The following is a 26208-nucleotide window of genomic DNA, read 5'->3' as shown; positions in this document are numbered from 1 at the left end:
GATTTGTTTCGAACCGAAACACTACAGCGTCCGGGACTCGACTTCGGGGTCGATGCCGGCCTCGACTAGATCCTGTCGGATGCGGTCCCGTAACGGCGACGGGACGGACTCTCTGGCGACCGGCACCGCAGTCGACCCGTCCCCTTTCACTTTCCAGTAGAGGACGCATTCGCTCGGTTCGTAGTACTCGATACTGTACCGGTCGTCGGCACCTTCGTAGTGGACTCGCGCCGCGAACTCCTCCGCTTTCCACCCTTTCTGTGTCGCGAGGGCATTGACTGGGTCGGTCATGATCGTCTGACTGCCTCCCGCTCGGCGAGTTCGAGAGACTCCCCGGTGGTGCTGGTCGTATTCTGGCTCACGTTTACAGTCGCGTTCTCGCTCTGGTTCGCTGTTCCGTTTCCGTACTCTATCTCGATGGTGTCTCCCTCGTCGATGTCGTTCGCGTCAGTGTATCCCCGTGGCACTTCGAGGACCCACTTCCCCCGACCGCTGTACTTCTGTTCCTCGCCGTCTTCGTTCGGTCCCGGCTTTGGCGCATCGTGGATAGACGTGATAGTCCGGTTCTCGCCGATGAAGATGATGTCGAGACCGAAGTCCATCTCGCGCATGACGTAGGTCAGGTCCTGTTCATCGTCGTAGACGAACAGCATTCCGGACCCGTTGTCCAGCGAGTCGTGTTCGCTCAATCCCGTGATCCGCTCCGACTGCGTGTCCGCGACTTCCGCGTCCACGACGGCGAGTACCTCGTCGTCGCCGTCCCTGCCGTTCTCGCCGCCGTTTTCCGTGGTCTCGTTACCCCCATCTCGGACCGTCACCGTCGCCTGGTCGCGGTCTTCGGCGAAGGGGTTTTCGACGAACCCGGCCTGGACGGCGAATCCGCCGAGCAGCGCGACGACGACGAGGACCCCGGCGACGTTCAGGATCTGCCTGCGTTCCATGTCCGAACGGTCACTCTCGGGGCCCTAAGTGGTTCCGACGAGAAAGAAAACGTTATTCCTCGCGAGGGACTTGCAACGGATGCGGGCTTGTGGTCTAGTTGGTCATGACGCGGCCTTTACAAGGCCGAGATCAGCGGTTCAACTCCGCTCAAGCCCACTCTCTTCGCGTACGACCGCCCCGCAGTCGGGACACTTCTCGTCGACGATAGTCACCTGCGCGTCGCACTCCGGACAGTAGTCGCGGTAGCAGGCGCGGTCTCCCATGACTGGATGGTGTCCACGCCGATGGACAAAACACCTTCGCCGCCTCTTCTGTGACCCCTAACGCTTTCCTGTCGGCCATCGAAGCACCACCAATGAGCGTTGAGGTCCGTCCCGCGACGACCGACGACGTGGCGGGCGTCCGTCGCGTCGCCCATGCGGCGTGGGAGGCGGCGTACGACGACCTACTGGCCGCGGAAACGCGAGAACAGTGCCTCTCCGAGTGGTAATCGCCGGTAGCGGTCGAACGGGCCGTCACGGACACCTCGGTCGGCTACTTCGTCGCCGTCGACGACGACGTGGTGGGGTACGCGAGCGGCAGCACCGCTGGAACGGAAGGGATCGGACACCTGTCGAGCATTTACGTCCATCCCGAGTACTGGGGCAATGGCGTCGGGTCTCGCCTTCTGGACGCTGCCGAACAGTTCTTGGCCGCCGAAGGGGTCCGGGAGGTCTGGATACGCGTCCTCGCCGAAAACGACCTCGGTATCGAGTTCTACCGCGCCATGGGATACGAACGCGAAGAAACCCAGACTGCCGAACTCGGCGGACGTTCGTACCGGGAACACGTCTTCCGCGGTCGGCTCTGACCGGTTCTGTCCCGAATCGCCGTTCGGCGTAGCGTTTCGAAATCCTTTTTGCCTACATCGACCGAGAAGTGAGTGCGCGCCGCCTTAGCTCAGACTGGGAGAGCACTCGACTGAAGATCGAGCTGTCCCCGGTTCAAATCCGGGAGGCGGCATTCTTCTCCGGTTCGTCCCGTATTGACCGTATAGCGGCGGATTTCGGCGGTATTGCCCCCGAGATTCTCGGTAAGATTTGAACCGGGAACCGGGCGCACCCTTCGCCGTCGGGCGTTCCATTACATTGTACGTGCCGTGGCCCTTTCAGTCCTTTCCCGATTCCGGAATGAATACGCGGGTCAGCGCCTCTGAACAAGGCGATACGAGGGTATTTCGAGAATGTTGGGAACGCTGTTAACCAACAGACGACCGAGTCTCTGTGTATCGTTGGTTAATCCTACGTGGACTTGACGTGCGAGTGCGACGGGAACCAATGCCACCAGAGTCCAATCAGAGCGCCGACAGCCTGTCGTGAGAAGGTCGGAGACGTATCGAGTAGATTGGGGCGTCACTTCTATGGGTTCTTGTGAGCCGTTCAGTGGCTTCGAGAGCGGTCGAGAGTTCAGACTATCCTAAACATAGACCGGGTATCTGGTCTGCCTCGGTCGCGCTCTCAATATCCCTATCAGGAATCGTTCCCAAATGGGGAATAGAGCGCCTGCAAAAGCCATTTACGGCAGAATAGACTACTTACAGTATCGACAACCGGACGAGCCACTATGAGGGTAATCCGATAGGATGGAAATGAAGGGAACTGTGGATTCCCTTTCGCCGGTGACGCCGGGTGTCGGTGGTCAACACCAGACATGGCTACTACGAATCCGAGCGGTAAGAGCCTATCGAACAGCATAATCAGCCGAAAGCACGCCGTTGCCAAGACGAAGGAACTCCTGCTACGAGGGCCACAGCAGGGCGAGAACGTTCTCGTCCAACCGACCCCGACCGTTCATCCGGAACGACTCATTCCCGAACTCGTAGACGCTCACAACCTACTAATCGTCTTCATTGCGCCGACTGATACGCAACTGAAGCGGATGAAACGACGCTGTCGTGCGCTCAATCTCTCGACGCGAGAAATCAGTTCGCCATATTCGAGGTGTCCATCATATAACGGCCAACATGGTGACGCTGTAGAAGAGCAAGTCGAGGCGGCTCTCGAACAGGGGGTTCCTCTCGGGCGGCTTCACAAGACTCGGGATTTGCCATGCTGTCCGAACTGCCCGTTCACCAGTTGGAAGCGCCCCGAGTTCACCGAACAGGTCGTTCTCGCCAATCCACGCCACGCCTACATTAGCAGTCTTCTCGAAGAGCGCGTTGTCTTCACCTGTGCCCTTCGTGGGGACGCCTACATTACCGAAATAGAGAACCCGCCACACGCGGTCGACTCCTACCTCGACACGAACACCGAGTTCACCGGATACCACGATTTCATTCGGAACCGAGATTCAGACCGTGCGCCGTCTATCTGGGACTATGCGGACGGGGCAATCGACCCGTCTACAGACGACGAAGAGTTCGGCTATGCTATCGACAAGGACGGCCATCATTTAGCACCGCTTGCTCTGTTTGGGTTAGTTCGCTCGCAAGAACTTCCGAACGGGTGGGAAACCTCGCACCACCGATACAATTCAAAGTGGGCGACGCCTACCCTGACATATAATGCAGTTGGTGGCCGGAATCCCTTCGAGGTCGCCGGACTTGACTACCAACGACACCGGGTGGTTCGAGAGCCGGGTGAAACGCCAGAGGACGACACTCTATATGTTCTCAAGGTACCAGACTATTCCAAAGCCAAGAGCGTCGTCGCGTTTGACGTAGCCCCGACGCCGTGGATGTGGCGAACCTACTACGGAGTGAATTTCGACCACCAGCGTGTATACTCTGACGCCGAGACTGCCGAGTTCCTTCGGGACGAAATGGGCGTCGAGGTAGTTCAGACCGCAACAAGCCGGAAACCGTATGGGAGCAAGAATGTGACGCCGGGACGAGACGCGAGTATCGCTATATGGGCGACCGCCGAGTTCGGAAAGCGTCCCTTGGTCGTCAGTACCAAGAACGCGCTCGGACGCTACCGGTCGAAACAGCCTGCCTTGCTCAAGGACGACGCCAAGGACGGGATTCAGTACGGTCGAGGCGAGTCAGTCATTACCGACGACGCTCCGCTCATTATTGTCAACGGGTCGCCCCGTCCAAAAACTAAAGAGTTCCAACTGTGGGGTGCGCTCGCGGGAAAATCGGTTCGTAATCAGAATCAGTCGTTCGGGCAAACCGGTGACGAGATTCGAAGCCAATTCAGTGAGTCCCGTGTGGGGAAGTGGGCGACTCGCTTCGACAGCCGAAATGCTACAGTAGTTTTGAACACGACCGCTACCCCCGAATGGCTACGAAACACTCGACTCGTATGGCTACGGAACACCCAACTCGTTACCCAAGCGTCCCCGACGAACATTCTCTCCGGGAATGCGAGCGGTCAAAGAGAGGTCGCCCGGTATCTTCGGGACAAGAATGGTAGCCGGGCCAAAATGACCGATATTCAGACCGGAGCAGACGTTTCCGAGAACACCGCGCGACGCGCAAGAAATTTGTTCACTGAACAGGGGTGGGTCGCCAAGCACGCTACCGAAGGTCGTGAACCAGACGAGTATTCGTGGGTGGCCTAACTCAACCTCAATCTCTCTTACAGTAGTATAGTACGGTAAGAGACATTGAGGATGAACTCTCGTCGTCGTGCTTTGCCCATCCCCAATCGAGGGATGAAATTTGAAAGCCGACCCCCTTCGGGGGGTTCGATTCTCTGACCCCCCACCCACACCTCGAAATCGACCACCCGTCCGAAGGAGATAACCGTTTCGCCACGGCCACCGCCGAAAGTCAGACACGTTCGTCAGCACAACCTCTGTGGTGGGTGTCGTCCCGGCAGGGGGACAGGTCGTCTCACTCGGTCGCCAATGGCGAGAGTCGTGTGGCTGTATCTCTGTGACCATTGACGACACCATGAGACACGGGGGACACCCGTAGGGCCGGTTGGGCGGGCCAGCCCGGGTGGCCGACAGGGAAACTGGTGGGGTCGTCGGGGCCACGGGGGGACTGCCGGGGGGTCAATGGTTTCGGGTAGTCTGGTTGCTCGGGTGGCGACCGTGTTCCAAGATGGGCGGTACATACTTTTGTTCCTCTGGTGTCATGGCTACCCTTGAAAGTCGCAATAGCGTATTTTTCGCGGTCTGTGAACTACCTCTGATTAGTCCTTGTCAGACTCAAGTTCCGCCGCGTCGAGTTCGCCGTCAAGGTACTGCTGGCCTTTGTCGCTAATGATATAAACCCCGTTTCCAAGATGACGAATCAGGCCATAGTCGAGTAACTTCTTGCACCGTTGCGTAATGTACGACCGGCTGAAGCGAACGGCACCGCTGTCAGCCATTTGCTTCGGAGTTCCCGTCTCGCTCTCAGATAGATATTCGAGAATGCGGTCATCAGCCGCAACCATCCATCCCGCCGATAATCGCATTGGGAGTGAAAACACGCCTACGAGTCGTGACTACGCCGAATAGTGGAAAACCAAACTTTGAGTTTGGGACACAACTTTGATGCCCTGTCAGTACGGTGCTATGAACTGGTATGGAACTGAACAGAAGGCGATACCTCGCAACAATCGGAACGACTGTTAGTACCCTCGCCCTCGCGGGCTGTTCGGAAAGCGAATCCGGAGACTTCGAGGAAGGCAACGGCGACGGAAACAGCGGTGGCGACGGTAACGACGGTGGTGGGAACAACAACGGCGGCGACACCACCAGTGGCGGCAACGGCGGCGACGGGTCCTCGAACGACATAGAACTGCTGTCGCACGAGATGGTCCGCGAAGACGAGGGCGGTCCTGCTGAAAGCGTGAAGGTCGAAGGCGAGGCCGAGAACGCCAGTGGTGGCGAACTCTCGTATGCCGAGGTCGAAGTGAAGTTCTACGAAGGCGACACCCTGGCAGAGTCGTTCTTGGACAATATCAACGGTTGGTCAGCAGGCGAAAAGTGGGCGTTCGAGGTACAGTTCCCCGGTATCGGTGAAGACGCCGCCGCAATCACCGACTACGAGATTCGGGCTGGCACGTCCCTATAGCACTTCGGCTCTTGCTCGTTCACCCCCTCAGCCCCTCTCTGCCTCTCTCTGAATGTTCGATTATCGGGACAAATCTGACTGTGGCTTTCGGGGGAGTGGTTTAAGTTTTAAATAGGGTGGTCGCAGTTCGCCCTCGTTACAAGTCCCCGATAAGCCGGGCCTGCGCGACGGCCAAGTTCGTCTCTTCCTCGGTGAGTTCCCGACCGCGCTCGTCTTCAAGTTTGGCAAGCAGGTCGGCTTCGTCTGCAGGGAGACTAACCTCGGGAGATTCGTCTTGTTCGTCCATACATCGTTGTACGTCCCCGGCGACAAGTATGTCTGGGCAAGCAGAGCGTCGAGAAGGAGAGCGTTCAGTCGGTCTTTGGGCTACACCCCCTCGATGTACCCCCGACGAGTCTCGGTTTTCTGTTCCTCGGTACGCTTGTCGTAGTGCTTGTCGAGTACGTCGGGGCCGACGTTCATCCGGTCGCTGACGACCTTCTCGGGTACGTCTTCCGAGAGGTGATTCGTGATACTGCCCCTGCGAATGTCGTGTGGCGAGACGTTCACCGGACACTTGCTGTAACTGTCGTAATGCGTCCCCTCGCAGGTATCGGGGTCACGTCCACGGGGACACTCGACGCCGTAGTAGCAGGGGCGCGTGACCTTGTAGACGGTTTCACGGACGTTCGTGCGCGAGAGGCGACCGTAGCGACTCGTGAACAGGGGTTTCCGACCACTGTCGTCGCGGGACTCGGGCCGGTTGTGTTCGATGTAGCCCCCTATGACGCTACACACGTTCCCGTTCAGAGCGACGATACGCTCGCCTTCCTTCCCGTTCTTCAGCGCCGTCCCCGTCTCGGGTCGGTGGCGAAGTGCCAGCGTCTCACGCTCGCTGTCGTAGTCTTTCAGGTCGAGCGCGTGAAGCGCACCGAGGCGAATCCCCGTGTGCCACAGCAGTTCGATGATAGCGTGGCCCCGAGTCGCGTATTCATACTGCCGAAGGTATTCCAAGACGGATTCGGCCTGCTCGGTCGAGAGTATGCTCTCGGCCTGCTCGTCTTCCTTCGACAGCGTCGGCATGATTATCTTCTCGTGTAGACCCTGTTCGACGGCGTCGATGGACTCACACCACCGGATGAACACGCGAAGCGCGTCGAGGTTCCCTTCGAGGGTCACGGGCTTCAGGTCGCCATCGTCGCGCCGCCACGTTCGGAACTCTTGCAGTTTCCGCCCGGACAGGTCGTTCATATTCTCGATACCCTTCTCGCCGCACCACCGGATGAAGTGCTTGAGACGGTAGTGGTAGCCGTCGAGGGTTGACTGCGATACTTCACCCTTGCGGGCGTTCAGGTACATCTTCTTGGCGCGTTCCGGCGTCATGGGTTCGAGTTCGTCCTGATTCATTTCGACCACCGGAACACCCAATCGGCGTCGGAACCGAGCGCGCCGCCATAGTCAGTACGGGGACGCAAACCGCCGGAGGGCGACGCTGTCCCCGGTTCAAATCCGGGAGGCGGCATCCAGATTCTACACGATTTCCATTCGAGTAGCTTTCGCACCCGACTGAAGATCGAGCTGTCCCCGTTCCCGCGAGCGCAGCGAGCGGGAAATCGAAAGACGAGCGAAGTGAGTCTTTCGGAAGTTCACAGTCCGGGAGGCGGCATTTCTATCACGACCGAATCGTAATCGGGAGATCAGTCCCTTCTCCGTAAAGTCAAGCGGCAACCTCGATTATTCGCTTCCCGACCGCTCGCCCTCGTAGTCGTCAAGCCAGCCGCTGACGGTCTGTTGTAGTGCACCGGTCGTACTTCCGAGATTGAGGATCTGGTAGCCGTTCGACGCTTTTTCGTTCACGTCGTCCATCCCGAAGCCGAGGCCGCCGACGGGGACGTCCGCGTCGACGGCTCTTGAACGGACCGTCTCGACGGCGTCCTGCACATCGGGGTGGTCGACCTCGCCCGGGTGTCCGAGCGACACTGAGAGGTCGAGCGGGCCGATGAAGACGAATCCCAGTTCCGGAACGGCAAGGATTTCGTCCAGGTTCTCGACCGATTCCCGGTTTTCGATCGTCACGCCCACGAGCGTTTCGCGGTCCTCGGTTTCGACGTAGTCGTCGGCGAGCCCCCAACGCCGTGCCCGTGGAGCGGCAAGACCGCGGTCACCTGCGCCGTCGTCGTACCGGAACCGCGCGGACCGGACCGCCTCGCGGACCTCCGCCGCCGTCTCCACGCGCGGGAGAAACACGTTCCTGACGCCGAGATCCAGCGCCTTCCGGACCAGCGTCGGGTCGGTGTCGGGAAGTCGGACCAGTGCTTCGACGCCCGTCCGCTCGGCCGCGCGCAGAAGATCCTCGACCGTTCCCGCGTCCCACGGATCCGGGCCGCCGTGTTCGAAGTCGAGCCAGACGAAGTCGAGCCCGAGTTCGCCGTAAAACTCCACGAGCGATGGACTGTACGTGTTGTCGAGCAGGCCCACTGCGACTTCCCCATCGTTCAGCGTCGCTGCGAGGTCGTTCGTCGGTTGTGCGTTCCCCATGGACCGACGACACTCCCGGTTTCGATAAACGTAGTGGAGCCGGTCCGTGTTGACAGTTCTCAGGACGCACAGAGGTCGCTCTCGCGTCGATCGGGGGAGCGTGTCGACACCCGAGCGCCTATTCGGTGACTTCCATACAGGCCTCGTGAACGATCTCGTTGTTCTCATCGGGCCGCCGCGACTGCCCCGGGACTATCGGTTCGCCACAGGCCGAACAGCGTAGCTCCACGTCCTCGCTGTCCGTTTCGATACCGATCTCCGCTTCCAGCCCCTCAGATTCACTCGTCGCTGTATATCCGACCGCGACCGCTCCGACGCCCGCAAGCGCCCCGGTCAATCGCTTCCCCTTCCGAAACGACCTGAGCGCTACGGCACCGAGAACGACAGTGAGAAGTGTCCGAGCCAGCCGGTCACGATCTTCGATCTCCTTGCTCAACTCCATATCTCGTAGATCGGGCTCCGTGTCCTTGAAGTTCATTCATCCTGGTCGATACGCGAGATCCGCGCAAGTGGCGGAGACGACGGTTCGCGTTTCCGGGCGTCCGGCCACGAGCGTCGGCAGAAACCGGTCCGCGTGAGAAAGCGGAACTAGATCTGCCGGCGGAACGCGCGCAGTTCAGCGTACGCGGCGTCGTACTCGTCGTCGACGTCGGACATATCGGGCGTTCGACCGGCCGGACCAAAGCCCTGCTTCCCGATCACTTCTCCCCGTTTCGGTCGCCGAACCACAGGGTCAGCGGCGTCGCCGTCGACCCGTGAGCGACTATCGACCCGGCGACGATCAGGCTCGTGACGTCCCACACTGACCGATGTCCGGTGTGTCGAACGGCGAGGGTCGCATAGAAGACGGCGGCGACGCCGATAGGGCCGAACCAGCCGACGAACGCGGCATTGCGTCGACCATCGAGCGGGTCCAACCACCGGCACAGAGCGAAGACCATCGGTAGCCGCCTGAATAGGAGGACGGCGACGACGAGTATGAGGCCGGACGCGCCCAGCGACTCCCACGCGGCCCAGGGTACGGCCATCCCGAAGAGCACGAACACGGGGACGGTGAACAGTTGATTGACGACTTCCTGAAACCGCTGTCCCTCGATCTCGTCGGCCGGGTCGACAAGGACGCTGTAGATGTACCCGGCTGCAAACACCGCGAGGATCCCGTCGCTCCCGAGCAGTTTCACCGTTCCAAGTACGGCGAACGTGAGCCCGACGGTCACCGTGAGCAACGACGTGTCGTCCAGATACTCCTGCTCGCTCGTCCAGCGTTCTACCGCGCCCGCGACGCCTCCGACGAGGACACCGATCACCACTGCACCGGCGACTTCCCAGAGCAACGTCTCGGTCAGCCAGCCGACGGCTACCGTCTCGGCCGGGTGCGACAGGGCGAAGATGGCGAGAAAGACGAAGGGGTACGCACCGCCGTCGTTGGCTCCCGCTTCGCCCGACAGGAAGTTCCGGACGGTTTTCGGGATGTTCTCCGCGGCTGTCCCGCCGGTGACGATGGTGTTCGCGATAACGGGGTCCGTCGGCGTCACGGCCGCGCCGACGAGGAGCGAGACCCAAAGCGGCAGGTCGAGTACGAGATAGGTCAGCAGTCCGCTCGTGAGCCACATGAACGTCATTCCGACGACGAGTATCGTTCCGAGCGACCGCGCCTGCCGCCGGAAGTAGTCGTCGGGGATGCGCAACGCGATGCTCATCACGGCTATCGCCACGGTGAATCGCGCGAACTGCTCGAGTATCGCCAACGGATCGCCGAACCGGGCGAGAGTCAGGAGGTCGAATCCCTGCGGTCCGACCGCGACCCCGACCAGCGTGGCAGCCATCGGAGCCGAGAGGACGTACACCCTACTCTGTAACATCCCAGAAAACAGGCCGAGTACCAGTGCCAGACCCCCGATAACCGTCAGTCCGACGTTCAACGCCTCCATCGTCCGTGTTTCGCCGTTCAGTGACTAAACGGTCCGTGTGGTTCGCTCCAGTGCCGCTACGCGCCGAGCCAGGACCCGGTAGACACCTCTTTGCCGCGGTCCCGGCAGATGTCGGCACCTTTCTGTCGCACCTCCCGCGCACGCGGCAACTGCTTTTCGTCCCGGATCGTCGCCTCGATCCAGTCGGCGAGTTCGCGCGCCGCGTCATCGCCGGCGATCGCTCGCGCTTCGCGGAGCGCCTTCTTGTACGCCTGTCGTCGGTGGTCGTACTGTGACTTCCGCCTGGCGGCCTCGGTGAGCGCCCCGTCTTTCGCGGCGTCTATCTCCCGAAGTGCGTCGTTTACGTCCATGTCCGACTGTTCGACGCGAACCGGCAAAAACGCACACCGCGTGGTCGCGTCTGGCCGCGGAGACCGGCACAACACCCATGTCTTCAGGGACCCTACGCACGAGCATGCCGAACGACACAGCGTCCGACGACCTGCCGGAGTCCGAGGCGGAGTGGCGCGAACGACTGACCGACGAGGAGTACGAGATGCTCCGAGAGGGCGGGACCGAACCGCGCGGGAGCGGCGAGTACCTCGACCAGAAAGCGGACGGGACGTACGCCTGTGCCGGGTGCGGTGCCGACCTGTTCGATTCAGAGACGAAATACGAGTCCGGGTCCGGGTGGCCGAGCTTTTGGGACGCCGTCGACGACGACCGTATCGAGTCCCGTCCCGACACCAGTCTCGGCATGGAGCGGACCGAAATCGTCTGCGCTCGCTGCGGTGGCCATCTGGGCCACGTCTTCGACGACGGGCCGGACCCGACCGGAAAGCGCTACTGCGTCAACTCCGCTTCGCTCGACTTCGACGGCGATCAGTAATTCCCACTTTCACTGTGTAGCCCCGGATTCTCGCCTGCCGGGCCGGCGATCACTCCCTTGAGTGAGGGGTACGAACCCATAAGGAAATTCACGGGGGACGATCCCGTATGGATCTTCCCAGCCCCACCGAATCCGGCGGCGTGTTCCGGTATCTGATGGCGTTCCTGCTGGTCGTCCTCGCTATCCTCCTGCTGTACGCTCTCGCGGTCGCGGCGGGACTGCTTCCGCCGCCGACGTGGTTCCCCGCTCCCGGCACGGAAGGGACCGAGTCGGGGCTGAGAACAGCGGCGCTCGCAGCCGTCGCCGGAACCGCCTAACGTCTCCGTCCTCTGAATGCGACACCGCTGACCGTTCACTCTGTGATGTCGAAGTATCGGTCGTAGTGGTTCGCACACCCCGGATTGAACGCAGCGCCGCAGTGCGGACACGCGTCATCGCAGTATAAATACGCCCGAACGGAAAGCGTCGTCCCGCAAGCGCCGCACAGAACCGCCGCCTCGTCGAACGCGTCGCGCGGCCACCGCTCGATATCGTGGTCGGCGACCGCCTCGTGGCAGCGGAAACAGGGGTAGTACGCGCCGCAGCAGGCGAACTGTAGCGCGACCACGTCTCTCGGGCCGTCGTAATGGATACACCGCGTTTCGTGGTCCACTTCGACGCCGCGGACTGTCTCACCGCCGACTGTAACCGACACTTCTCGCTGCGTCACGGTTGTGATCCCCTGCCCATCGCGTGCTCCGTCACGGTCGTAAACTCTCCGTCATTCCGTGCGCGGACAGTCGTAGGTATCGCGGACCGTGTCGGCAAGCAGTCCGCCTTTCTCTATCGTGAGGTAGACGATGACGAACGGGTCTGCGGCGGGGCGGATGACGAACACCTCGAACGGCCGTTCCTCGCCGTCAGCGAGGCGGTCGATCAGTGGTTCGAGCGGTCGCATCCCGTCCCGAAACTCGCCGAACAGGTCGTGTTCGCCGCCCTGTTCGGCGAACGTGTAGACGACGCCGTTCGCCTCGCCGTCCGTGCTGTAGGTCACGTCCGCGTTCATCCCGGCACCGTCCGCGCGGGCGTCCCGCCAGGTCTCCCGGGCGGCGTCGAAGACTGTGTCCGCGCCATCGACGAACTCGATCACCGTCCGGTCCAGTACGTCGATGTCGGCCACCCGTGGAGTCTCGTCCTCCCACGCTATCGTGGCGTCGATCCGATAGCCGGGTTCGAGTTCGTCGACCGCGGACTGGGCGTCGCCGTGGCCCGTCTTCGACACGTAGGTCGGGTCCATCGTATCCACGTCGAGAAACAGCCACTCGTCGCCCTCTCGCGTCCCCTCAAGCACCCGGAACCGCCCGCTCGTACTCGGTTGCACGTCGGATGGTTGTCGTCCGTCTCCTAAAGACTCGTCGCGTCGACTCCCGAGTAAACTGCAGACAACTCGGACTCTATTTATTTATTTTCCTTCCATAATCGGGGGATATGTCTCCTCCCTTCAAGACATATAATCACACGGAATCGATCATTGGTGTATTAATTCACTGCAACATAGGCTCTTATACCATCACGTTGCACTCGTAGACGAGACACAATGAGCACGCAACAGGCTTTCCAGAGCAGATCCGTTCAGTCGATCCCCGCCGAACTCGATTCGCCCCGCGCGAAACTCGTCTACCTTCAGCTGTCGGTCACGGGCGAAACGTCTATAGATGACCTCCAGTCCGCACTGGACATGCAGAAGATCACCCTGTTCGGCATCCTCAATACGCTGACGACCCACGGGTTCGCCGAGAAGCACGGCGACACCGTCGCGCCGGCCTGAGGGGATCGCAATTCGTTTCGGTATCTCGCCGAGCGGGGTCGGCAAACATCGGGACACAGTTACAGAAATCCCTATGAGACGCCCGTTCGACACGCGCTGTCGAACGATGTCGTCGACCCGCGAGCGCGAACCTATTGCCTACTGACGCCCGTTTTTTCCCGTCGCCCCGTACCCGTTCGCGGGACCCCGTTTCCGACCGTACTGCGTCGGTTTCGTCGTTGATACACTGTCGGACAGCCGTCAGTACTGTTTCGTCAGTCGTCGCGCGCCGAGACCCGTTGACAGTACGGCTTCGAAGGGTTTATTCGCGCGGTCAGCCTCAGTACCCTGTAATAACCATGTCAGACAAGCCAGCCTCGATGTACCGGAACATCGACAAGCCACCGTACACGCGACGCGAGTACATCACCGGCATTCCCGGATCGAAGATCGCACAGCACAAGATGGGGAACGCCGACACTGACCCCGAGGACTACCCCGTTCAGATCAGCCTCGAAGTCGAGGAAGAGGTCCAACTCCGCCACGGTTCGATGGAAGCCGCTCGCCTGTCGGCCAACCGCCACATGCTCAAGGAGGTCGGACAGGAGAACTACAAGATGATCCTGCGGAAGTTCCCCCACCACGTCATCCGGGAGAACAAGCAGGCGACCGGTGCGGGTGCGGACCGTGTCTCCGACGGGATGCGCCAGGCCTTCGGGAAGATCGTCGGCACCGCCGCCCGTATCCAGAACGACGAGCGCATCTTCACCGTCTGGTGCGAGGTCGAGGACGCGGACGTCGCCAAGGAAGCGTTCCGCCGCGCCTACAACAAGATCTCCCCGCCGTGTCGCATCGTCGTCGAGCGCGGCGAGGAAGAACTCATCTCGTAGACGCGACTGTTCGCCGCGGAATCGCGACCCGTTTTCACGCGGTTTTTTCGTCCCGTAGTCGTTTGTACCGCTATGCTACGACTGGCGGTCGCCAACCGCGAAGAGACGTTCGAGCGGATGGCCGACCCCCTCGAAGAACGCGGTATCGAGGCCGTTCACGTCCCGGCGCGCGAACGAGCGATCGCTTTGACCGGCGACGATCCGTTCGACGCCACCGACGACGGCCGGTTCGCTCCCGACGGGTTCGATGCCGGATTCGTGTTCCCGGGCCGGATAATGGAGGGCGGTGCCGTCGACGCCCTCCTCGACGTGCCGTGGCTCAACGGCCGTGAGGCCGTCCTCACGTCGCGGAACAAGGGCGCTGTAATAGCGGAACTTGGTCAAGCGGGACTGCCCGTTCCCGAGACGGTGATGGTGTCGAACCCTGCCGACCGGGCCGACCTGGTCGACGCGTTCGAACGGTTCGACCCGCCCGTCGTCGTCAAGCCGAACTCAGCGACCCGCGGCGCGGGCGTGGCGAAAGCGCACGACCTCGACTCCTTTCTCGGCGTCGTCGACTATCTCGACCTGGTCCACGACTACCGAGCGACCGGCGACAAGACGTTTCTCGTCCAGGAGTACCTGCCCGAGGCGACGGATTACCGGGCGATGGTCGTCGACGGCGAGTTCGTCGGCGCGGTCGAGCGCCGCCTTCCGGGGGACGCGCTGGCGGCGGGGCAGTGGAAACACAACGTCCACCGGGGGGCAGTCGCCGAGGGAGTTGACCTGTCCGCGGAACTGTGCCGCCTCGCAGAGCGGACGGCGGCGACGCTCGGTGTTCGGTTCCTCGGGGTCGACCTCCTCGTCACGCCTGACCGGACGGTGGTCAACGAGACGAACGCCCGGCCGACGATAGACGCGGCGACGAAGTATCGACCGGACTTCTACGACAGGATAGCAACCGCGATCAGAGACCTCGTCTGACGGCGGTTCGGAGCGGACGGATGCTGACGGCGACTTCGGATACCGTTCTGCCGGGGAGTTCAGTTAACGTCGATGTCGGCGGAGTCGTCGCCCGCGCGATCGAACGACACTTCGAGGACGCCGTTGTTGTAGGTGGCCGATGCGGAGTGTTCGTCGACCCGCACGGGGAGCGAGACGCGCTCGTCGTACTCGCGGCGTTCGCTGGCGGCGCTGATGGTGAGCACCTTTCCGTCGCACTGGAGTTCGATGTCGTCTTTCTCCACGCCGGGCAGGTCCGCGACGACGCGGATCTGTTCGTCGGTCTCGTGGATGTCGACGTGGGTGTCGGATCCGAACCCGGCCGAACTCTCGAAACGCATGTCGGCACTACCGGTGCCGGCACCCATCATCTCGTTCATCATCCGCTCTATCTCCCGGAACAGGTCGTCGAAAGGCTCGTCGCGGTCGTCGCGTCGCATACGACACCGTAGGGACAGCGCGGGCAAAAACCTTCTGTCAGTCGCGGATGTCGCCAGACACTGACGACGCAGAAACCAGAATCGGCGTCCGGGCCGCGCTCAGATGCCGAGGTCGAGCGCCTCGTTCGTTCGCTCGATGCTCTCCTCGGCGTCGGCGAGTTCGGACACTGCACGGAGCGCGTCGACGTTCTCCGGGACGACGTCGCTCTCCTGGTGGATCGCCTGAAAGAGGAACAGCTCGTCGTCCTCCATCGTTATCGACTCCTCCCAGATGCAGTTCTCCCAGATGTCACCTCGCGGGCGGCCGACGTCCCGAGCGAGTTCCTTGAGTTTGCCGGGACCGTCGATCCGCATCCCTTCGGGGACGAGGAACAGCCGAGACTCGTCGGCCAGCAACTCCTTCACTTCGGCGGCGTCGGGCGCGGAGCCGAGCTGGACGTTGATACTGTGGACGTGCATCAGCGTCGACGGGACCTTCAGCCCGGCGGTGTGAATGTCGAGGTCCGGGAAAACCGTCTGAACGTCCGGACCGTGGTGGGACGGCAACTCGACCGGGTCCGGGAGAATGTCGTCGATCGGACCGCGGTTCGACTGGTCGGGGTCGCCGCCGCGGCGGACGAGCGTCGCGCGGACCTGCTCTACACCGTACGCCTCGTACAGCGGTGCGAGAAGGCGCGACAGTCCGGTCGTGTTGCAGGAGACGACCCGCACGTACTGCTCGCCGAGCGCTTCGGAGTAGTTAGCGCGGGCGTTGAAACTGGTTTCGGCGACGTCCGGCGCTTCGGCCCCTTGGAACAGCGCCGGCGTGTCGTGGTTCTCATACAGCGGTTTGTTCTCTGCACCTATGCCGCCGGGCGTCGCGTCGACGACGACGTCGCTTTCGGCGACGAGGTCATCGACGGTTCCGTCGACGTCGAGACCGGCCGTCTCGAACTCTCCCACCCCGTCGGCACCCGCTACGTACAGCGAGTAACCGGCGCGGTCGGCACTCTCGGCGACGAAGTCCGCCGACGTCTTCGCGACGCCGTGGACTTCCATGTCCGGTTGCGCCTGGACGGCGTCCGCGACGCGTTTCCCGATAGTGCCGTACCCGTTGATGCCCACATGGAGCATATGACCTCCTCCGACGTTGATGGGGATAACCTTTTCGTGTCAATATGATAGATTTTAACTCGAAATTGAGTAGTGGCGGGGGAATTCAGGGGACGTAGCCGGCCTTCTATCGATGCAAGTTAACTACTCCCTATGAAATAAATATTACCTATCCGAACTTTTCTCGGTGTGGGCGTCGTGACTCTCGTCGTCGACCGCGGAACACCTGACTGTCTTTCGATAGCTTCGAGAGCTCTCAGATCGCCGGTTTGTTGGATAAATACTTTACTGCCCGCCCTCTATTATTCAGATATGAGTAAAGATTCAGATGCTACGCGTACGGTCGCGGAGAGTGCCGATCCCATCAGAATCGGGCTAAACGGGTTCGGTCGCATCGGCCGGAACGTCTTCCGGGCGGCGATGGACACGGCCGGCGCGGAGGTCGTCGGCATCAACGACGTGATGGACAGCGAGGACATGGCGTACCTCCTGGAGTACGACACCGTTCACAGCACGCTCGACGGCGTCGACCTCGACGGCGACGAACTCACCGTCGGCGACCTCTCCGTTCCGCTCCTCTCCGAGAAGGACCCCGCAAAGCTCCCGTGGGACGAGTACGACGTCGACGTCGCCTTCGAGTGCACCGGTCTCTTCCGGACCTACGACGACGCGTACAAACACGTCGAGGCCGGCGCGGACAAAGCCGTCATCTCCGCTCCGCCGAAGGGCGAGACGGAGGTCAAGACGATCGTCTACGGCGTCAACGACGACGAGTACGAGGGCGAGGACGTGGTCTCGAACGCCTCCTGTACGACGAACAGCGTCTCCCCCGTCGCGAAGGTGTTAGACGAGGAGTTCGGCATCGAGTCCGGCATGCTGACCACGGTCCACGCCTACACCGGGTCCCAGAACCTCATCGACGGGCCGAAGGCGAAGACCCGACGTGGCCGCGCTGCAGCGGAGAACATCGTCCCGACGTCGACCGGTGCCGCGAAGGCGACGACGGAAGTCTTGCCGGAACTGGCCGGGAAACTCGACGGCATGGCGATGCGCGTCCCCGTCCCCGACGGCTCCATCACGGACTTCACCGTCGACCTCGAAGCGGACGCCTCCGCCGAGGAGGTCAACGAGGCGTTCAAGCGGGCCGCCCGCGACGACCTGGAAGGCGTTCTCGGCTACACCGAAGACGAGGTCGTCTCCCGCGACATCGTCGGCGTTCCCTTCTCGTCGCTGGTCGACCTCCAGTCGACGATGGAAGTCGAGGCCGAAGACGGCCTGATCAAGGTACTCGCCTGGTACGACAACGAGTACGGCTTCGCGAATCGGATGCTAGACGTCGCCGGGCTCGTCAGCGAGAAGGAAACGGACAAGTCCGCAGAGGTTGAGCCTTCGGCCTGAGTCCGAATGTTCCAAACTCTCGACGACCTCGCGCCCGATCAGCGACTGCTGGTCCGCCTCGACCTTAACGCGCCTATCGAAGACGGCCGCGCGCAGGACCACCGCCGGTTCGAGCGTCACGCAGACACGGTGCAGGAACTGGTCGACGACGGCCACGCAGTCGTCCTGATGGCTCACCAGGGCCGTCCGGGCCGAGATACGTTCGTCTCGCTGGAATCTCACGCCGACGTGCTCGCCTCCCATCTCGACCGTGCGGTCTCGTTCGTGGACGACGTGTACGGCGACGACGCCCTGTCCGCCATCGACGACACCGAGAGAGGCGACGTTCTCCTGCTGGAGAACGTCCGCTTTCTCGAAGACGAGGAGTTGGGCGACCGTTCGCCCGAGGACCACGCCCGGAGCGAGTTCGTACAGACGCTCGCGCCGGAGTTCGACGCCTACGTCAACGACGCCTACTCCGCGGCCCACCGCGCACACGCCTCTATCGTCGGTTTCCCGCAGGCGATGGACGCCTACGCCGGCCGCGTGATGGTCGACGAGTACGAGTACAACACCAGCATCGAACGCCGCGACTTCGACGGCAAAGTGACGATGGCGCTCGGCGGCACCAAAGCCGAGGACGTCATCGCCGCCATGGACCACCTGGACGAGACGGTCGACCAGTTCCTGCTCGGCGGCGTCGTCGGCGAACTGTTTCTCCGCTCGGCGGGCTATCCGGTCGGCTACGATCTCCCTGACGGTACGGGCCTCTACGACGACAACTACGAGAAAAACGAGGCGATCATAGAGCGCGTGCTCGACGAGTACGGCGACCGTATCGCGCTCCCCGAGGACATGGCGTACGAGGACGAGAGCGGTGACCGCGCCGAACACGACGTCGACGACATCGACGAAAAGTCAGTTTCCTACATGGATGTCGGCCACGGCACCGTCGAGACGTACGCTCCCCACATCGAGGAGTCCGAGGCCGTCCTCGTGAAGGGCGCGCTCGGCGTCTTCGAGGACGAGCGGTTCAATTACGGGACCATCGAAGTGCTCCGCGCAGTCGCCGACTCCGACTGCTTCTCGGTCGTCGGCGGCGGCGACACCTCCCGTACCGTCACGATGTACGACCTGGGCGAGGAGAACTTCGACCACCTCTCGATCGCTGGCGGCGCGTATCTCCGCGCACTCACCGGGGAACCGCTCGCGGCCGTCGAGGCACTGCGTCAGGAGTGAGCGCGCCGAGCGATCGGATCCCAGCCGCTGGGAGTTCGATCACCCACGGGTACCGTCCGCGGAACCGAATGGATTCAGGCGGGGCTCTGTTCCGGTCACCCGATCTTATCCGTCGTGTTGACCGTGATATCCGGTATTTCGACGTGGTCCGGACGGGAGACAGCGAACGTTATCGCCTCCGCCACGTCGGACGGGTTCAGCGCCCGGCCGTCCCACTCCTCCCAGTCGTTCATCTCGCTGGCGACCGGTCCCGGCATGACGATCGTCACCCGGACATTCTCCTCGGACATCTCCTTCCGGAGGGACCGGCAGAACCCGTTGACGCCGAACTTCGACGCAGTGTAGGCGCTCCCGCCCTCAGCGGGATAGCGAGCGTTCATCGAAGACACGGCGACGATGTCACCCCCGTCCGACGCGAGCATGGCGGGCAACGCGGCGTGAGTCGTGTTCATCACCCCGAGCAGGTTGACCCGGACCTGCCGCCGAAAGTCAGCCCTGTCAGCGTCCGCGACCGGGTCGGATCGGAGCACGCCGGCGTTGTTGACGAGGATATCGACGCTACCGAACGCGTCCCGCGTCTCCTCGACCATCGCTGTGACCTCGTCCTCGTCGGCGACGTCGGTCGGAACGACGAGCGCTCTCCCGTTCTCGATCTCGTCGGCGATCTCCTCCAGTCGGTCCTCGCGACGGGCCACCAGCGCAACGGCACAGCCCTCGCGTGCAAGCGCCCTTGCCGTCGCCTCGCCGATTCCCGACGACGCCCCGGTCACTATTGCTGTCCTGTCAGCCAAATCCATATCTGCCATGTAGAGTGCCTCCTGATAAACGTCTCCGCTCCACGAACGGAGTCGTTTTATGTGATATAGTAATCCACGTCGACTATGACTGAGACGGGGACGGATATCGACACGGCCGAACTCGAAACGTTCCTTTCGAGCGAATTAGACGTGGGCGGGGTCGAAACCGAGGTAGTTCACGATGGGCTCAATCTGTCCATCGTGATCTCGACACCCGAGGACGAGTCAGCATACGTTCTGCGACGGCCGAACAAGCTGAGACACACGGAGTCGTTTAACGAGTTGCGTCAGGAGTACAGTGTGTTGCAACTGCTCGGAGAGACCGCCGTACCCGCTCCGGAACCGGTCCTGATTTGCGAGGACAACCCGGATATCGATGCCCCGTTTCTGGTGATGACGTATCTCGACGGAGAGACGATCCCACTGGGTTCCGCACCGCCCGAACGGTTTCGAAACACGGCAGCGCGCGACCGGATCGCCACCGTCCTGACAGATACGCTCGCCGAGATCCACACGGTAGACGCGGAGCAGTTCGCGGACGTGTGTGAACGGCAGACGACGAAGGCACAGGTCGAACGCGTCATCGACCAACTCGGCAATGCGACCCGGGTGACCGGACACGATCCCCCCGCACTCTGGGATGTCGCGGACTGGCTTCGGGACAACGTCCCGTCGGACACCGAGACGGCCCTCGTCCACGGGGATTACCGGCCGAGCAACGTTCTCTTCGGGGGGACGGACAGGCCCGAGATCACCGGTGTTCTCGACTGGGAAACGGCGTTTCTCGGCGACCCGCTGACCGAACTCGGATACCTTCTGCTCCGGTGGCGAGACGACGGCGACCCGACGCCGTCACTTGCCGGAATTCGGGACCGATGTTCGAACGAGGACGTAATACAGGACCTGAACGAAACCAACGACCGTGGGCTCGCTCCGTTCACCAACGAACCGGGCAGTCCCAGCCGACGGGACCTCGTCGCTCGGTACGAGGACGAGACGGGGATGTCGTTCGAAAACGAGCGGTTCTACCGAGCGTTCGCGGCGTTTACGCTCGCGACTGTTTGGGAGGATCTCCACCGCCACCAGATAGAAGCCGGGGCGGAGTCCGACTGGGAGCCGTACGTCGATTACATGGCGCTGATAGCTGATAGTATCGCCAGCGGGGAGTTCCGGCTTTAGGCGAGTCGGTATCAGTGGCTCTCTCCGTCTCACGGGCGAGTTCACGTCGAACTCTACCACTTTCTACGCCGCCACCGCTCGCAGTTAGCGACCGCCCACGCTTTTCCCGGCCGTCGCCGTACCGGCGCACATGCGAATCGGCATCGTCTCCGACACGCACGACAACGTCGACGTGGTCGAGCGGGCGGTCGAACACTTCGAGCGCGAGGACGTCGACGCCGTCGTCCACTGCGGCGATTTCGTTGCGCCGTTCTCCGCGACGCCGTTCGAGCGCGAGGCGTGGGAGTTCCACGCCGTCCGGGGGAACAACGACGGCGAGTGGAACCTGCAGGCGGCGGTCGAGGCGTTCGGCACGTACCACGGCGAGATGGCCGAACTGACGCTCGGCGGCACCGACCTCGCGGTGTATCACGGCACCAGCATGCCCATCGTGCAGGCGCTGGTCGAGTGCGGCGAGTACGACTACGTCCTCCACGGGCACACCCACCAGTGCGCTCACGAGGAGGGTGGAACCGTCCGGATCAATCCGGGTGGCATCTCGATCCCGCCCGCGCCCGAACCGCTCCACGTCGCCGTCCTCGATACGGACGCCGGCGAGGTCGCGTTCGAGCGGATAGAAGACAAGGACTAACCTCCCGCCCCGCGCACGTCTCCCCATGAGCGACCTCCGGAACTCCGCCGAGACGGCGGTCGAACAGTGTCTGAACCTCGGGACCGAGGAGTCCTGCGCCGTCGTCACCGATGACAAGCGCGAGGCGATCGGCGAGGCGCTGTACGAGGTGGCGAGCGAGATCACCGACGACGCGACGCTCCTGCGGTACCCGCCGGGTGACCAGCACGGCGAGGAACCGCCGGCCCCCGTCGCGGCGGCGATGCGGGAGGCCGACGTGTTTCTCGCACCGACGACGAAGAGCCTGAGCCACACCCGCGCACGCGGCGAGGCCTGCGAGGCGGGCGCTCGCGGTGCGACCCTCCCCGGCATCACTGAAGAGGTGTTCACCACGGGACTGGACGCCGATTACGAGTCCATCGCCGCCGAGTGCGAGGCGATGCTGGAACGGGTAGGCGACGCGGAGGAGGTCCGCGTGACGACGGAGCGCGGCACCGACATCACGTTCTATCCGGGCGACCGCGAGTGGCTCTCGGACACCGGCATGGTCCGCGACCCGGGTGACTTCTCTAACCTGCCCGCGGGCGAGGTGTTCGTCAGCCCCGAGAGCGCCGACGGGACGTACGTCGTCGACGGGACGATGATGCCCCACGGCCTGCTCGACGACGGCGAGACCCTGGAGTTCGAAGTCGAAGACGGCTACGTCACCTCGATCAGCGACGACGACATCCGCGGACAGGTCGAGGCGGCAGCCGACGAGGTGGGCGACGCGGCGTACAACCTCGCCGAACTCGGCATCGGGACGAACGTCGCCGTCACGGAACTCGTCGGGTCTGTTCTGTTAGACGAGAAAGCCGGCGGCACTGTCCACATCGCCCTCGGCGACGACGCGGGCATCGGCGGCGACACGGACGCCCCTATCCACCTCGACGGGATCATCCGCGACCCGACGGTGTACGCGGACGGCGAAGCCGTCGAACTACCGGAGGGGGTCTGAGACGCGGCCTCGGCGGTCGTTCCGCGCCGTCCTTTTGGCAGTGCCCTGCGTACACGTCTGTATGGTACTCCGACGCACGGCCGCCTGGTTCGTCGCGGTGACGGGCGCGCTGGTCGCGGTCAGCGGGCGAGCGCGAGCGCACGTCAGGTACGTCACTGAGGGGTCAGGGGGTCCCGTCGACGCGATTCGGTTCGTCGTCGACGTGTTGGGCGATCCGGTGAACGCCGCGTTGTTCGCGGGCGGTGGCCTCGCTCTCGCCGCGACGGTCGCCGGATACCTTCGATTCCGACCGGCCGCGTACGATCTGGCCGTGTTGCGGACCACGCTCCAGGAGTATGTCGACCTCGTCCCGTGGATGCTCCGCCTGAGCGTCGGGCTCCCCCTCGTCGGCGCGGGCTTCGCGGGCTACTTCTTCAGCCCTGCCGTCCCTGCGGTGACGCGGCTGTTTCAGGTCGGCATCGGCTTCTTCCTGCTTTTCGGGTTCGCAACGCGGTTCGTCGCCGCCATCGGCCTGATCGGCTACCTCGTGCGCCTCCCGTTCGATCCCCTGCTCCTCCTCGCGAGCGAGTACGTCGGTGCCTTGCTAGCTATCGTCCTCGTCGGAAGCGGCCGGCCCAGTGCCGACCAGATGTTCAAGGAACTCGCGGACAACGACCGGACGATGTACTCCGAGATCGACCCCGTCCGGGGCGTCTCCCGTCGGTTCGACGCTCTCGTCTCCCCCTACGAGGACTACGCGGCGACGGCCGTCAGGATCGCTCTTGGCGTCAATTTCATCATCCTCGGGTTCGTCGAGAAGCTACTGAACCCTGGCCGCGCGCTCCAGGTCGTCGAGAAGTACGATCTGACTGCGGTCGTCCCGGTCGAACCCGGTATGTGGGTCGTCGGTGCCGGTCTGACGGAGATGGCGCTGGGGTTCATACTGATACTGGGGTTGTTCACTCGCGCCAGTGCCGCCGTCGCCTTCGTCCTGTTCACCACCACGCTGTTCGGCCTGGCCGACGACCCCGTCATCGCGCACATCTCGCTGTTCGGCCTCGCATCATTGCTGTTCATCACGGGTAGCGGCCCCCTCGCGCTCGACAACTGGCTTCACGGTCGAACGGCGACGGTCGACACGTCGACGACCGGAACCGAGGAAGCGACGGATGTCGAGGAAGCGCCAGCCGGAGATGTCGGAGCCGGCGGCCCATCCGAGCCCGAGTAACGGTTCCGCGAGTGACGGCTGTGGGCCGGAACCGCCCGCTTGCTCCCACTCCGCCCCGAGATCGTAGCCGTCGCTCTGTAATCGAGTGAGTTCGCTGTCCCCGACGGATACATCGCTTCTACCGATACGTACGATGCCCGGACGACCGCTAACGTGAGACTCCGATCCCTTTTACGCTCACGGCCAGTACAACCGGGTATGACTGAGGTTTCCGAGCGGGTCGGGGTCACGTGCCCGTCCTGTTCACCGGACGTCGAAACCGTCCACGAGGTGCTCAAGCCCGGTGGACAGGCAACGGTCCGCTGTACGGAGTGTAGCCACGTTCACAAGACGAGTATCGAGACTGACGAGGACGTCACGCGGGACGTCGTCGTTTCGCAGGAAGGTGAATCGTTCACCGCGACCGTCGAGGCCCCGCCCGAGGAGAGCGTCGCCGTCGGCGAGGAGTTCGTTCTCGAAACCGAAGAGGCGATCATGACCGTTCGCATCACCGGTCTGGAAGTCGGCGAACAGCGACGGGTGGAGGAAGCGAGCGTCGAAGACGTCGAAACGTTCTGGACCCGTGCAGTCGGCAACGTCAGCGTCAACACGACGATCCACCCGAAAGAAGGGACCGGCGGTCGCGAGGATACTCGAAGCATCGACGTCCACGTACCGGGCGACTACCAGTTCGAAGTCGGTGAAACCGAATCGTTCGGCGACGAGGAGTTCACCGTCGAAGGGATCGCGATCCGCGACGACGCCGAGGGGTACCGGTTCGACAAACTCGACTACGAGGGCGACAGCGCGATGGCGAAAGACATCAACCGCCTGTACGCACGCGACGAGACGACGTCCGCCTGGTCCGCCTGGTAAGCCATGTTCGGGGGTGGGAACAACTACGTGGACCGACGGGACAAGCTCGTCGACCGACTCGCGAAGCGGGTCGACGACGAGGCGACGCTGGAGGCGATGCGTGCGGTCCCGCGTCACGAGTTCGTCCCCGAACCCCGGCGCAACAGGGCCTACGAGGACCACCCGTTGCCGATCGGCGACGACCAGACTATCAGCGCGCCGCACATGGTCGCCATCATGACGGACGTGCTCGATCTCTCGCCCGGCGAGACGGTGCTGGAAATCGGCACTGGATGCGGGTACCACGCCGCTGTCACCGCCGAAGTCGTCGGGGCTGAGAGCGTCTATAGCGTCGAATACAGCGCCGCTCTCGCCGAACGGGCGCACGAAACGCTCGCGAGCCTCGGCTACGGCGAGATATCGATCCGTCAGGGAGACGGCCACGAGGGGTGGCCCGAACACGCCCCCTACGACGCCGCGTATCTCACCTGTGCGACTGCATCAGTGCCGGACGCCGTCCTCGAACAGGTTCGGACCGGCGGTCGGGTCCTCGCTCCCGTCGGGAACCGCCGTCAGCGGCTCGAACTGCTCCGCAAGACCGAGGTCGGCCTCGAACGCGAGGACCACGGTGGCGTCCGGTTCGTGGAGATGCGCGGGAAGTAACGCCACGACGTCACAACGCGGCCGGGAGCCGCGATTGTTTCTCCGCGTTGATAGGACAGGGACAGACAGTCCCGGACCCAAGCGCGCGATTCTTAACCGTCGAGGTCGGTAGATCGAGTATGGAACCCGCCGTACTGCGCGACGACATGGTCGACAGCCTCGAACACGAGGCCAAGGGGGTCGTCCGGAGCGACCGCCTCAGCGTCGCCATGCGCGCGGTGCCGCGCCACGAGTTCGTCACGGACGAGCGGGCCGCCTACGCCGACACCGCACACGAACGCCTCGGCACGCGTGTCCTCGCGCCCAGCACCGCTGCACGCCTGCTTGAAGCGCTCCAGCCCGAGCCGGACGACTCGGTTCTCGTCGTCGGCGCTGGCGTCGGCTACACCGCGGCCGTCCTCGCCGAGATCGCGGGCGAGGCGAACGTACACGCTATCGATATCACCCGCTGCGTCGTACTCGACGCGCGGGAGAACCTCGCGGACGCCGGCTACGAGGGCGTTCTGGTCGACTGCCGCGATGGCGCAGATGGTCTTCCCGAGTACGCTCCCTTCGACCGCATCCTGCTGGAGGCCGCCGCCGTTCAGCCGCCGGACGCCCTCCTCGACCAGCTCGCAGACGACGGGCGCCTCGTGATGCCGATGGGCACGAAACAACAAACGCTGACTGCGGTCGAGAACGACGGATCGACGTCGCTCGGTTCCGTCGCGTTCTCGCCGCTGCTCGTCGAGGGTGAGCAGTCCGGATCAATCGAACGCAACCGGACGGCCCGCGAGGACCGCGAGATCGCCAGACGCGAGGCGCAGTCCCGTCGCGGGTGGGAACAGGACTGGATAAACTGGGACGGCTGACAGTGCGGGACCGCCGG

Annotated in this window: 31 protein-coding genes, 2 tRNA genes and 1 pseudogene; 20 read left to right on the top strand and 14 right to left on the bottom strand. The window is 62.9% G+C overall.

Translation table 11 applies throughout. From position 1 onward, the window contains the following. Window positions 1-21: 21 nt before the first annotated feature. Entirely contained in the window at window positions 22-291 is a 270-nt protein-coding gene (locus EYW42_RS03870) for a DUF7538 family protein (RefSeq protein ID WP_135533927.1), read from the bottom strand. Then, window positions 288-941 carry a DUF192 domain-containing protein gene (locus EYW42_RS03865; RefSeq protein WP_135533926.1) on the bottom strand — a complete coding sequence of 218 codons (654 nt, stop codon included), beginning with the start codon at window positions 939-941 and terminating at the stop codon, window positions 288-290. Before EYW42_RS03865 ends, EYW42_RS03870 begins: the two co-directional genes overlap by 4 nt. An 83-nt stretch (window positions 942-1024) precedes the next feature. Here EYW42_RS03865 and EYW42_RS03860 point away from each other — a divergent pair. Further along, window positions 1025-1098: transfer RNA gene (locus EYW42_RS03860), tRNA-Val, on the top strand. Here the strand turns inward: EYW42_RS03860 and EYW42_RS20285 are convergent. Further along, the gene (locus EYW42_RS20285; protein ID WP_259371274.1) at window positions 1080-1205 is read right to left on the bottom strand and encodes a hypothetical protein; all 126 of its coding nucleotides are present in this window, start codon (window positions 1203-1205) and stop codon (window positions 1080-1082) included. The genes EYW42_RS03860 and EYW42_RS20285 overlap by 19 nt on opposite strands. 92 nt (window positions 1206-1297) lie before the next feature. Here EYW42_RS20285 and EYW42_RS20280 point away from each other — a divergent pair, with 92 nt between their 5' ends. From EYW42_RS20280 to EYW42_RS20060, 5 genes and pseudogenes are all read left to right on the top strand, one after another. Further along, window positions 1298-1432, top strand: coding sequence for a hypothetical protein (locus tag EYW42_RS20280; RefSeq protein ID WP_259371273.1), 135 nt, complete (start codon window positions 1298-1300; stop codon window positions 1430-1432). A 33-nt stretch (window positions 1433-1465) separates the two neighbouring features. Next, window positions 1466-1792, top strand: a pseudogene (locus EYW42_RS03855) (GNAT family N-acetyltransferase); the annotation flags it as partial. A gap of 78 nt (window positions 1793-1870) precedes the next feature. Further along, window positions 1871-1944 (top strand) — tRNA-Phe (locus tag EYW42_RS03850). 687 nt (window positions 1945-2631) lie between these two features. Next, the gene (locus tag EYW42_RS03845) at window positions 2632-4485 is read left to right on the top strand and encodes a hypothetical protein (protein ID WP_135533924.1); all 1854 of its coding nucleotides are present in this window, start codon (window positions 2632-2634) and stop codon (window positions 4483-4485) included. A gap of 955 nt (window positions 4486-5440) precedes the next feature. Further along, window positions 5441-5932, top strand: coding sequence for an FxLYD domain-containing protein (locus EYW42_RS20060; RefSeq protein ID WP_135533922.1), 492 nt, complete (start codon window positions 5441-5443; stop codon window positions 5930-5932). Between the two features lie 136 nt (window positions 5933-6068). Here the strand turns inward: EYW42_RS20060 and EYW42_RS19400 are convergent, their stop codons facing one another. The 6 genes from EYW42_RS19400 to EYW42_RS03805 form a co-directional block, all read right to left on the bottom strand. Continuing rightward, window positions 6069-6218, bottom strand: coding sequence for a hypothetical protein (locus tag EYW42_RS19400; RefSeq protein WP_161972904.1), 150 nt, complete (start codon window positions 6216-6218; stop codon window positions 6069-6071). 80 nt (window positions 6219-6298) lie between these two features. Beyond that, window positions 6299-7318, bottom strand: coding sequence for a tyrosine-type recombinase/integrase (locus tag EYW42_RS03830; RefSeq protein WP_135533921.1), 1020 nt, complete (start codon window positions 7316-7318; stop codon window positions 6299-6301). Between the two features lie 327 nt (window positions 7319-7645). Then, window positions 7646-8449, bottom strand: coding sequence for an HpcH/HpaI aldolase family protein (locus EYW42_RS03820; RefSeq protein ID WP_135533920.1), 804 nt, complete (start codon window positions 8447-8449; stop codon window positions 7646-7648). 118 nt (window positions 8450-8567) lie between these two features. Next, a complete protein-coding gene (locus tag EYW42_RS03815; protein ID WP_135533919.1) occupies window positions 8568-8891 on the bottom strand; it encodes a DUF2892 domain-containing protein in 324 nt (107 codons plus the stop codon). A 256-nt stretch (window positions 8892-9147) separates the two neighbouring features. Continuing rightward, window positions 9148-10380: a cation:proton antiporter domain-containing protein gene (locus tag EYW42_RS03810; protein WP_135533918.1), complete on the bottom strand. Its 1233-nt coding sequence runs from the start codon at window positions 10378-10380 to the stop codon at window positions 9148-9150. A gap of 56 nt (window positions 10381-10436) precedes the next feature. Continuing rightward, a complete protein-coding gene (locus EYW42_RS03805) occupies window positions 10437-10730 on the bottom strand; it encodes a hypothetical protein (RefSeq protein WP_135533917.1) in 294 nt (97 codons plus the stop codon). Between the two features lie 104 nt (window positions 10731-10834). Here EYW42_RS03805 and msrB point away from each other — a divergent pair, with 104 nt between their 5' ends. Both msrB and EYW42_RS03795 read left to right on the top strand, forming a co-directional pair. Then, complete coding sequence (gene msrB / locus EYW42_RS03800) at window positions 10835-11248, top strand: peptide-methionine (R)-S-oxide reductase MsrB (protein WP_135533916.1); 414 nt, start codon at window positions 10835-10837, stop codon at window positions 11246-11248. Between the two features lie 107 nt (window positions 11249-11355). After that, window positions 11356-11565 (top strand): hypothetical protein, encoded by a 210-nt coding sequence (locus EYW42_RS03795; RefSeq protein WP_135533915.1) that lies wholly within the window; start codon window positions 11356-11358, stop codon window positions 11563-11565. A 35-nt stretch (window positions 11566-11600) separates the two neighbouring features. Here the strand turns inward: EYW42_RS03795 and EYW42_RS03790 are convergent, their stop codons facing one another. Both EYW42_RS03790 and EYW42_RS03785 read right to left on the bottom strand, forming a co-directional pair. Continuing rightward, complete coding sequence (locus EYW42_RS03790; RefSeq protein WP_237561267.1) at window positions 11601-11957, bottom strand: CHY zinc finger protein; 357 nt, start codon at window positions 11955-11957, stop codon at window positions 11601-11603. A 51-nt stretch (window positions 11958-12008) separates the two neighbouring features. Further along, a complete protein-coding gene (locus EYW42_RS03785) occupies window positions 12009-12608 on the bottom strand; it encodes a DUF6663 family protein (protein WP_135533914.1) in 600 nt (199 codons plus the stop codon). Window positions 12609-12824: 216 nt separating this feature from the next. Here EYW42_RS03785 and EYW42_RS03780 point away from each other — a divergent pair, with 216 nt between their 5' ends. The 3 genes from EYW42_RS03780 (at window position 12825) to EYW42_RS03770 (ending at window position 14887) form a co-directional block, all read left to right on the top strand. Beyond that, complete coding sequence (locus EYW42_RS03780) at window positions 12825-13055, top strand: TrmB family transcriptional regulator (protein ID WP_135533913.1); 231 nt, start codon at window positions 12825-12827, stop codon at window positions 13053-13055. 338 nt (window positions 13056-13393) lie between these two features. Further along, on the top strand, window positions 13394-13924 hold the full coding sequence (locus EYW42_RS03775; RefSeq protein ID WP_135533912.1) for a 50S ribosomal protein L16: 531 nt from the start codon (window positions 13394-13396) through the stop codon (window positions 13922-13924). Window positions 13925-13996: 72 nt separating this feature from the next. Continuing rightward, the gene (locus EYW42_RS03770) at window positions 13997-14887 is read left to right on the top strand and encodes an ATP-grasp domain-containing protein (RefSeq protein WP_135533911.1); all 891 of its coding nucleotides are present in this window, start codon (window positions 13997-13999) and stop codon (window positions 14885-14887) included. A gap of 59 nt (window positions 14888-14946) precedes the next feature. Here the strand turns inward: EYW42_RS03770 and EYW42_RS03765 are convergent, their stop codons facing one another. Beyond that, window positions 14947-15345: an Hsp20/alpha crystallin family protein gene (locus tag EYW42_RS03765; protein WP_135533910.1), complete on the bottom strand. Its 399-nt coding sequence runs from the start codon at window positions 15343-15345 to the stop codon at window positions 14947-14949. Window positions 15346-15444: 99 nt separating this feature from the next. Beyond that, entirely contained in the window at window positions 15445-16458 is a 1014-nt protein-coding gene (locus EYW42_RS03760; RefSeq protein WP_135533909.1) for a type II glyceraldehyde-3-phosphate dehydrogenase, read from the bottom strand. A gap of 291 nt (window positions 16459-16749) precedes the next feature. On the opposite strand from EYW42_RS03760, the gene gap reads away from it, so the two are divergent. Further along, window positions 16750-17835, top strand: a complete 1086-nt coding sequence (gene gap, locus EYW42_RS03755; protein WP_135533908.1) for a type I glyceraldehyde-3-phosphate dehydrogenase — start codon at window positions 16750-16752, stop codon at window positions 17833-17835. 6 nt (window positions 17836-17841) lie between these two features. Next, window positions 17842-19053: a phosphoglycerate kinase gene (locus tag EYW42_RS03750; RefSeq protein WP_135533907.1), complete on the top strand. Its 1212-nt coding sequence runs from the start codon at window positions 17842-17844 to the stop codon at window positions 19051-19053. A 95-nt stretch (window positions 19054-19148) separates the two neighbouring features. Here EYW42_RS03750 and EYW42_RS03745 read toward each other — a convergent pair whose 3' ends face one another. After that, the gene (locus EYW42_RS03745) at window positions 19149-19850 is read right to left on the bottom strand and encodes an SDR family oxidoreductase (protein ID WP_135533906.1); all 702 of its coding nucleotides are present in this window, start codon (window positions 19848-19850) and stop codon (window positions 19149-19151) included. An 84-nt stretch (window positions 19851-19934) separates the two neighbouring features. On the opposite strand from EYW42_RS03745, the gene EYW42_RS03740 reads away from it, so the two are divergent. The 7 genes from EYW42_RS03740 to EYW42_RS03710 all read left to right on the top strand — a co-directional run bounded on the left by EYW42_RS03740 (window position 19935) and on the right by EYW42_RS03710 (window position 26191). Next, window positions 19935-21029: a phosphotransferase family protein gene (locus EYW42_RS03740; RefSeq protein ID WP_135533905.1), complete on the top strand. Its 1095-nt coding sequence runs from the start codon at window positions 19935-19937 to the stop codon at window positions 21027-21029. 130 nt (window positions 21030-21159) lie between these two features. After that, window positions 21160-21660 (top strand): metallophosphoesterase, encoded by a 501-nt coding sequence (locus tag EYW42_RS03735; protein WP_135533904.1) that lies wholly within the window; start codon window positions 21160-21162, stop codon window positions 21658-21660. 25 nt (window positions 21661-21685) lie between these two features. Continuing rightward, the gene (locus tag EYW42_RS03730; protein ID WP_135533903.1) at window positions 21686-22636 is read left to right on the top strand and encodes an aminopeptidase; all 951 of its coding nucleotides are present in this window, start codon (window positions 21686-21688) and stop codon (window positions 22634-22636) included. 61 nt (window positions 22637-22697) lie between these two features. Beyond that, window positions 22698-23843, top strand: a complete 1146-nt coding sequence (locus EYW42_RS03725) for a DoxX family protein (protein WP_135533902.1) — start codon at window positions 22698-22700, stop codon at window positions 23841-23843. A gap of 198 nt (window positions 23844-24041) precedes the next feature. Further along, window positions 24042-24698, top strand: a complete 657-nt coding sequence (locus tag EYW42_RS03720; protein WP_135533901.1) for an HVO_0476 family zinc finger protein — start codon at window positions 24042-24044, stop codon at window positions 24696-24698. Window positions 24699-24701: 3 nt separating this feature from the next. Further along, on the top strand, window positions 24702-25340 hold the full coding sequence (locus EYW42_RS03715) for a protein-L-isoaspartate(D-aspartate) O-methyltransferase (RefSeq protein ID WP_135533900.1): 639 nt from the start codon (window positions 24702-24704) through the stop codon (window positions 25338-25340). A 119-nt stretch (window positions 25341-25459) separates the two neighbouring features. Next, complete coding sequence (locus EYW42_RS03710; RefSeq protein ID WP_135533899.1) at window positions 25460-26191, top strand: protein-L-isoaspartate O-methyltransferase family protein; 732 nt, start codon at window positions 25460-25462, stop codon at window positions 26189-26191. The last annotated feature ends 17 nt before the right edge of the window (window positions 26192-26208 follow it).

Source organism: Halostella pelagica (assembly GCF_004762015.1).
GTDB lineage: Archaea > Halobacteriota > Halobacteria > Halobacteriales > Natronoarchaeaceae > Halostella > Halostella pelagica.
This window is presented reverse-complemented; position numbering and strand designations above follow the sequence as displayed.

Bases quoted from the DNA above. Each gene is read 5' to 3' on its own strand.
- EYW42_RS03725 (WP_135533902.1), top strand. From the start codon at position 22,698: ATGGTACTCCGACGCACGGCCGCCTGGTTCGTCGCGGTGACGGGCGCG.
- EYW42_RS03715 (WP_135533900.1), top strand. From the start codon at position 24,702: ATGTTCGGGGGTGGGAACAACTACGTGGACCGACGGGACAAGCTCGTC.
- EYW42_RS03795 (WP_135533915.1), top strand. From the start codon at position 11,356: ATGGATCTTCCCAGCCCCACCGAATCCGGCGGCGTGTTCCGGTATCTG.
- EYW42_RS03720 (WP_135533901.1), top strand. From the start codon at position 24,042: ATGACTGAGGTTTCCGAGCGGGTCGGGGTCACGTGCCCGTCCTGTTCA.
- EYW42_RS03735 (WP_135533904.1), top strand. From the start codon at position 21,160: ATGCGAATCGGCATCGTCTCCGACACGCACGACAACGTCGACGTGGTC.
- EYW42_RS03865 (WP_135533926.1), bottom strand. From the start codon at position 941: ATGGAACGCAGGCAGATCCTGAACGTCGCCGGGGTCCTCGTCGTCGTC.
- EYW42_RS03745 (WP_135533906.1), bottom strand. From the start codon at position 19,850: ATGGATTTGGCTGACAGGACAGCAATAGTGACCGGGGCGTCGTCGGGA.
- EYW42_RS03740 (WP_135533905.1), top strand. From the start codon at position 19,935: ATGACTGAGACGGGGACGGATATCGACACGGCCGAACTCGAAACGTTC.
- EYW42_RS03870 (WP_135533927.1), bottom strand. From the start codon at position 291: ATGACCGACCCAGTCAATGCCCTCGCGACACAGAAAGGGTGGAAAGCG.
- EYW42_RS20060 (WP_135533922.1), top strand. From the start codon at position 5,441: ATGGAACTGAACAGAAGGCGATACCTCGCAACAATCGGAACGACTGTT.
- EYW42_RS03815 (WP_135533919.1), bottom strand. From the start codon at position 8,891: ATGGAGTTGAGCAAGGAGATCGAAGATCGTGACCGGCTGGCTCGGACA.
- EYW42_RS03730 (WP_135533903.1), top strand. From the start codon at position 21,686: ATGAGCGACCTCCGGAACTCCGCCGAGACGGCGGTCGAACAGTGTCTG.
- EYW42_RS03710 (WP_135533899.1), top strand. From the start codon at position 25,460: ATGGAACCCGCCGTACTGCGCGACGACATGGTCGACAGCCTCGAACAC.
- EYW42_RS03820 (WP_135533920.1), bottom strand. From the start codon at position 8,449: ATGGGGAACGCACAACCGACGAACGACCTCGCAGCGACGCTGAACGAT.
- EYW42_RS03765 (WP_135533910.1), bottom strand. From the start codon at position 15,345: ATGCGACGCGACGACCGCGACGAGCCTTTCGACGACCTGTTCCGGGAG.
- gap (WP_135533908.1), top strand. From the start codon at position 16,750: ATGAGTAAAGATTCAGATGCTACGCGTACGGTCGCGGAGAGTGCCGAT.
- EYW42_RS03770 (WP_135533911.1), top strand. From the start codon at position 13,997: ATGCTACGACTGGCGGTCGCCAACCGCGAAGAGACGTTCGAGCGGATG.
- EYW42_RS20280 (WP_259371273.1), top strand. From the start codon at position 1,298: ATGAGCGTTGAGGTCCGTCCCGCGACGACCGACGACGTGGCGGGCGTC.
- EYW42_RS03845 (WP_135533924.1), top strand. From the start codon at position 2,632: ATGGCTACTACGAATCCGAGCGGTAAGAGCCTATCGAACAGCATAATC.
- EYW42_RS03760 (WP_135533909.1), bottom strand. From the start codon at position 16,458: ATGCTCCATGTGGGCATCAACGGGTACGGCACTATCGGGAAACGCGTC.
- EYW42_RS19400 (WP_161972904.1), bottom strand. From the start codon at position 6,218: ATGGACGAACAAGACGAATCTCCCGAGGTTAGTCTCCCTGCAGACGAA.
- EYW42_RS20285 (WP_259371274.1), bottom strand. From the start codon at position 1,205: ATGGGAGACCGCGCCTGCTACCGCGACTACTGTCCGGAGTGCGACGCG.
- EYW42_RS03830 (WP_135533921.1), bottom strand. From the start codon at position 7,318: ATGAATCAGGACGAACTCGAACCCATGACGCCGGAACGCGCCAAGAAG.
- EYW42_RS03805 (WP_135533917.1), bottom strand. From the start codon at position 10,730: ATGGACGTAAACGACGCACTTCGGGAGATAGACGCCGCGAAAGACGGG.
- EYW42_RS03780 (WP_135533913.1), top strand. From the start codon at position 12,825: ATGAGCACGCAACAGGCTTTCCAGAGCAGATCCGTTCAGTCGATCCCC.
- EYW42_RS03775 (WP_135533912.1), top strand. From the start codon at position 13,394: ATGTCAGACAAGCCAGCCTCGATGTACCGGAACATCGACAAGCCACCG.
- EYW42_RS03810 (WP_135533918.1), bottom strand. From the start codon at position 10,380: ATGGAGGCGTTGAACGTCGGACTGACGGTTATCGGGGGTCTGGCACTG.
- EYW42_RS03750 (WP_135533907.1), top strand. From the start codon at position 17,842: ATGTTCCAAACTCTCGACGACCTCGCGCCCGATCAGCGACTGCTGGTC.
- msrB (WP_135533916.1), top strand. From the start codon at position 10,835: ATGCCGAACGACACAGCGTCCGACGACCTGCCGGAGTCCGAGGCGGAG.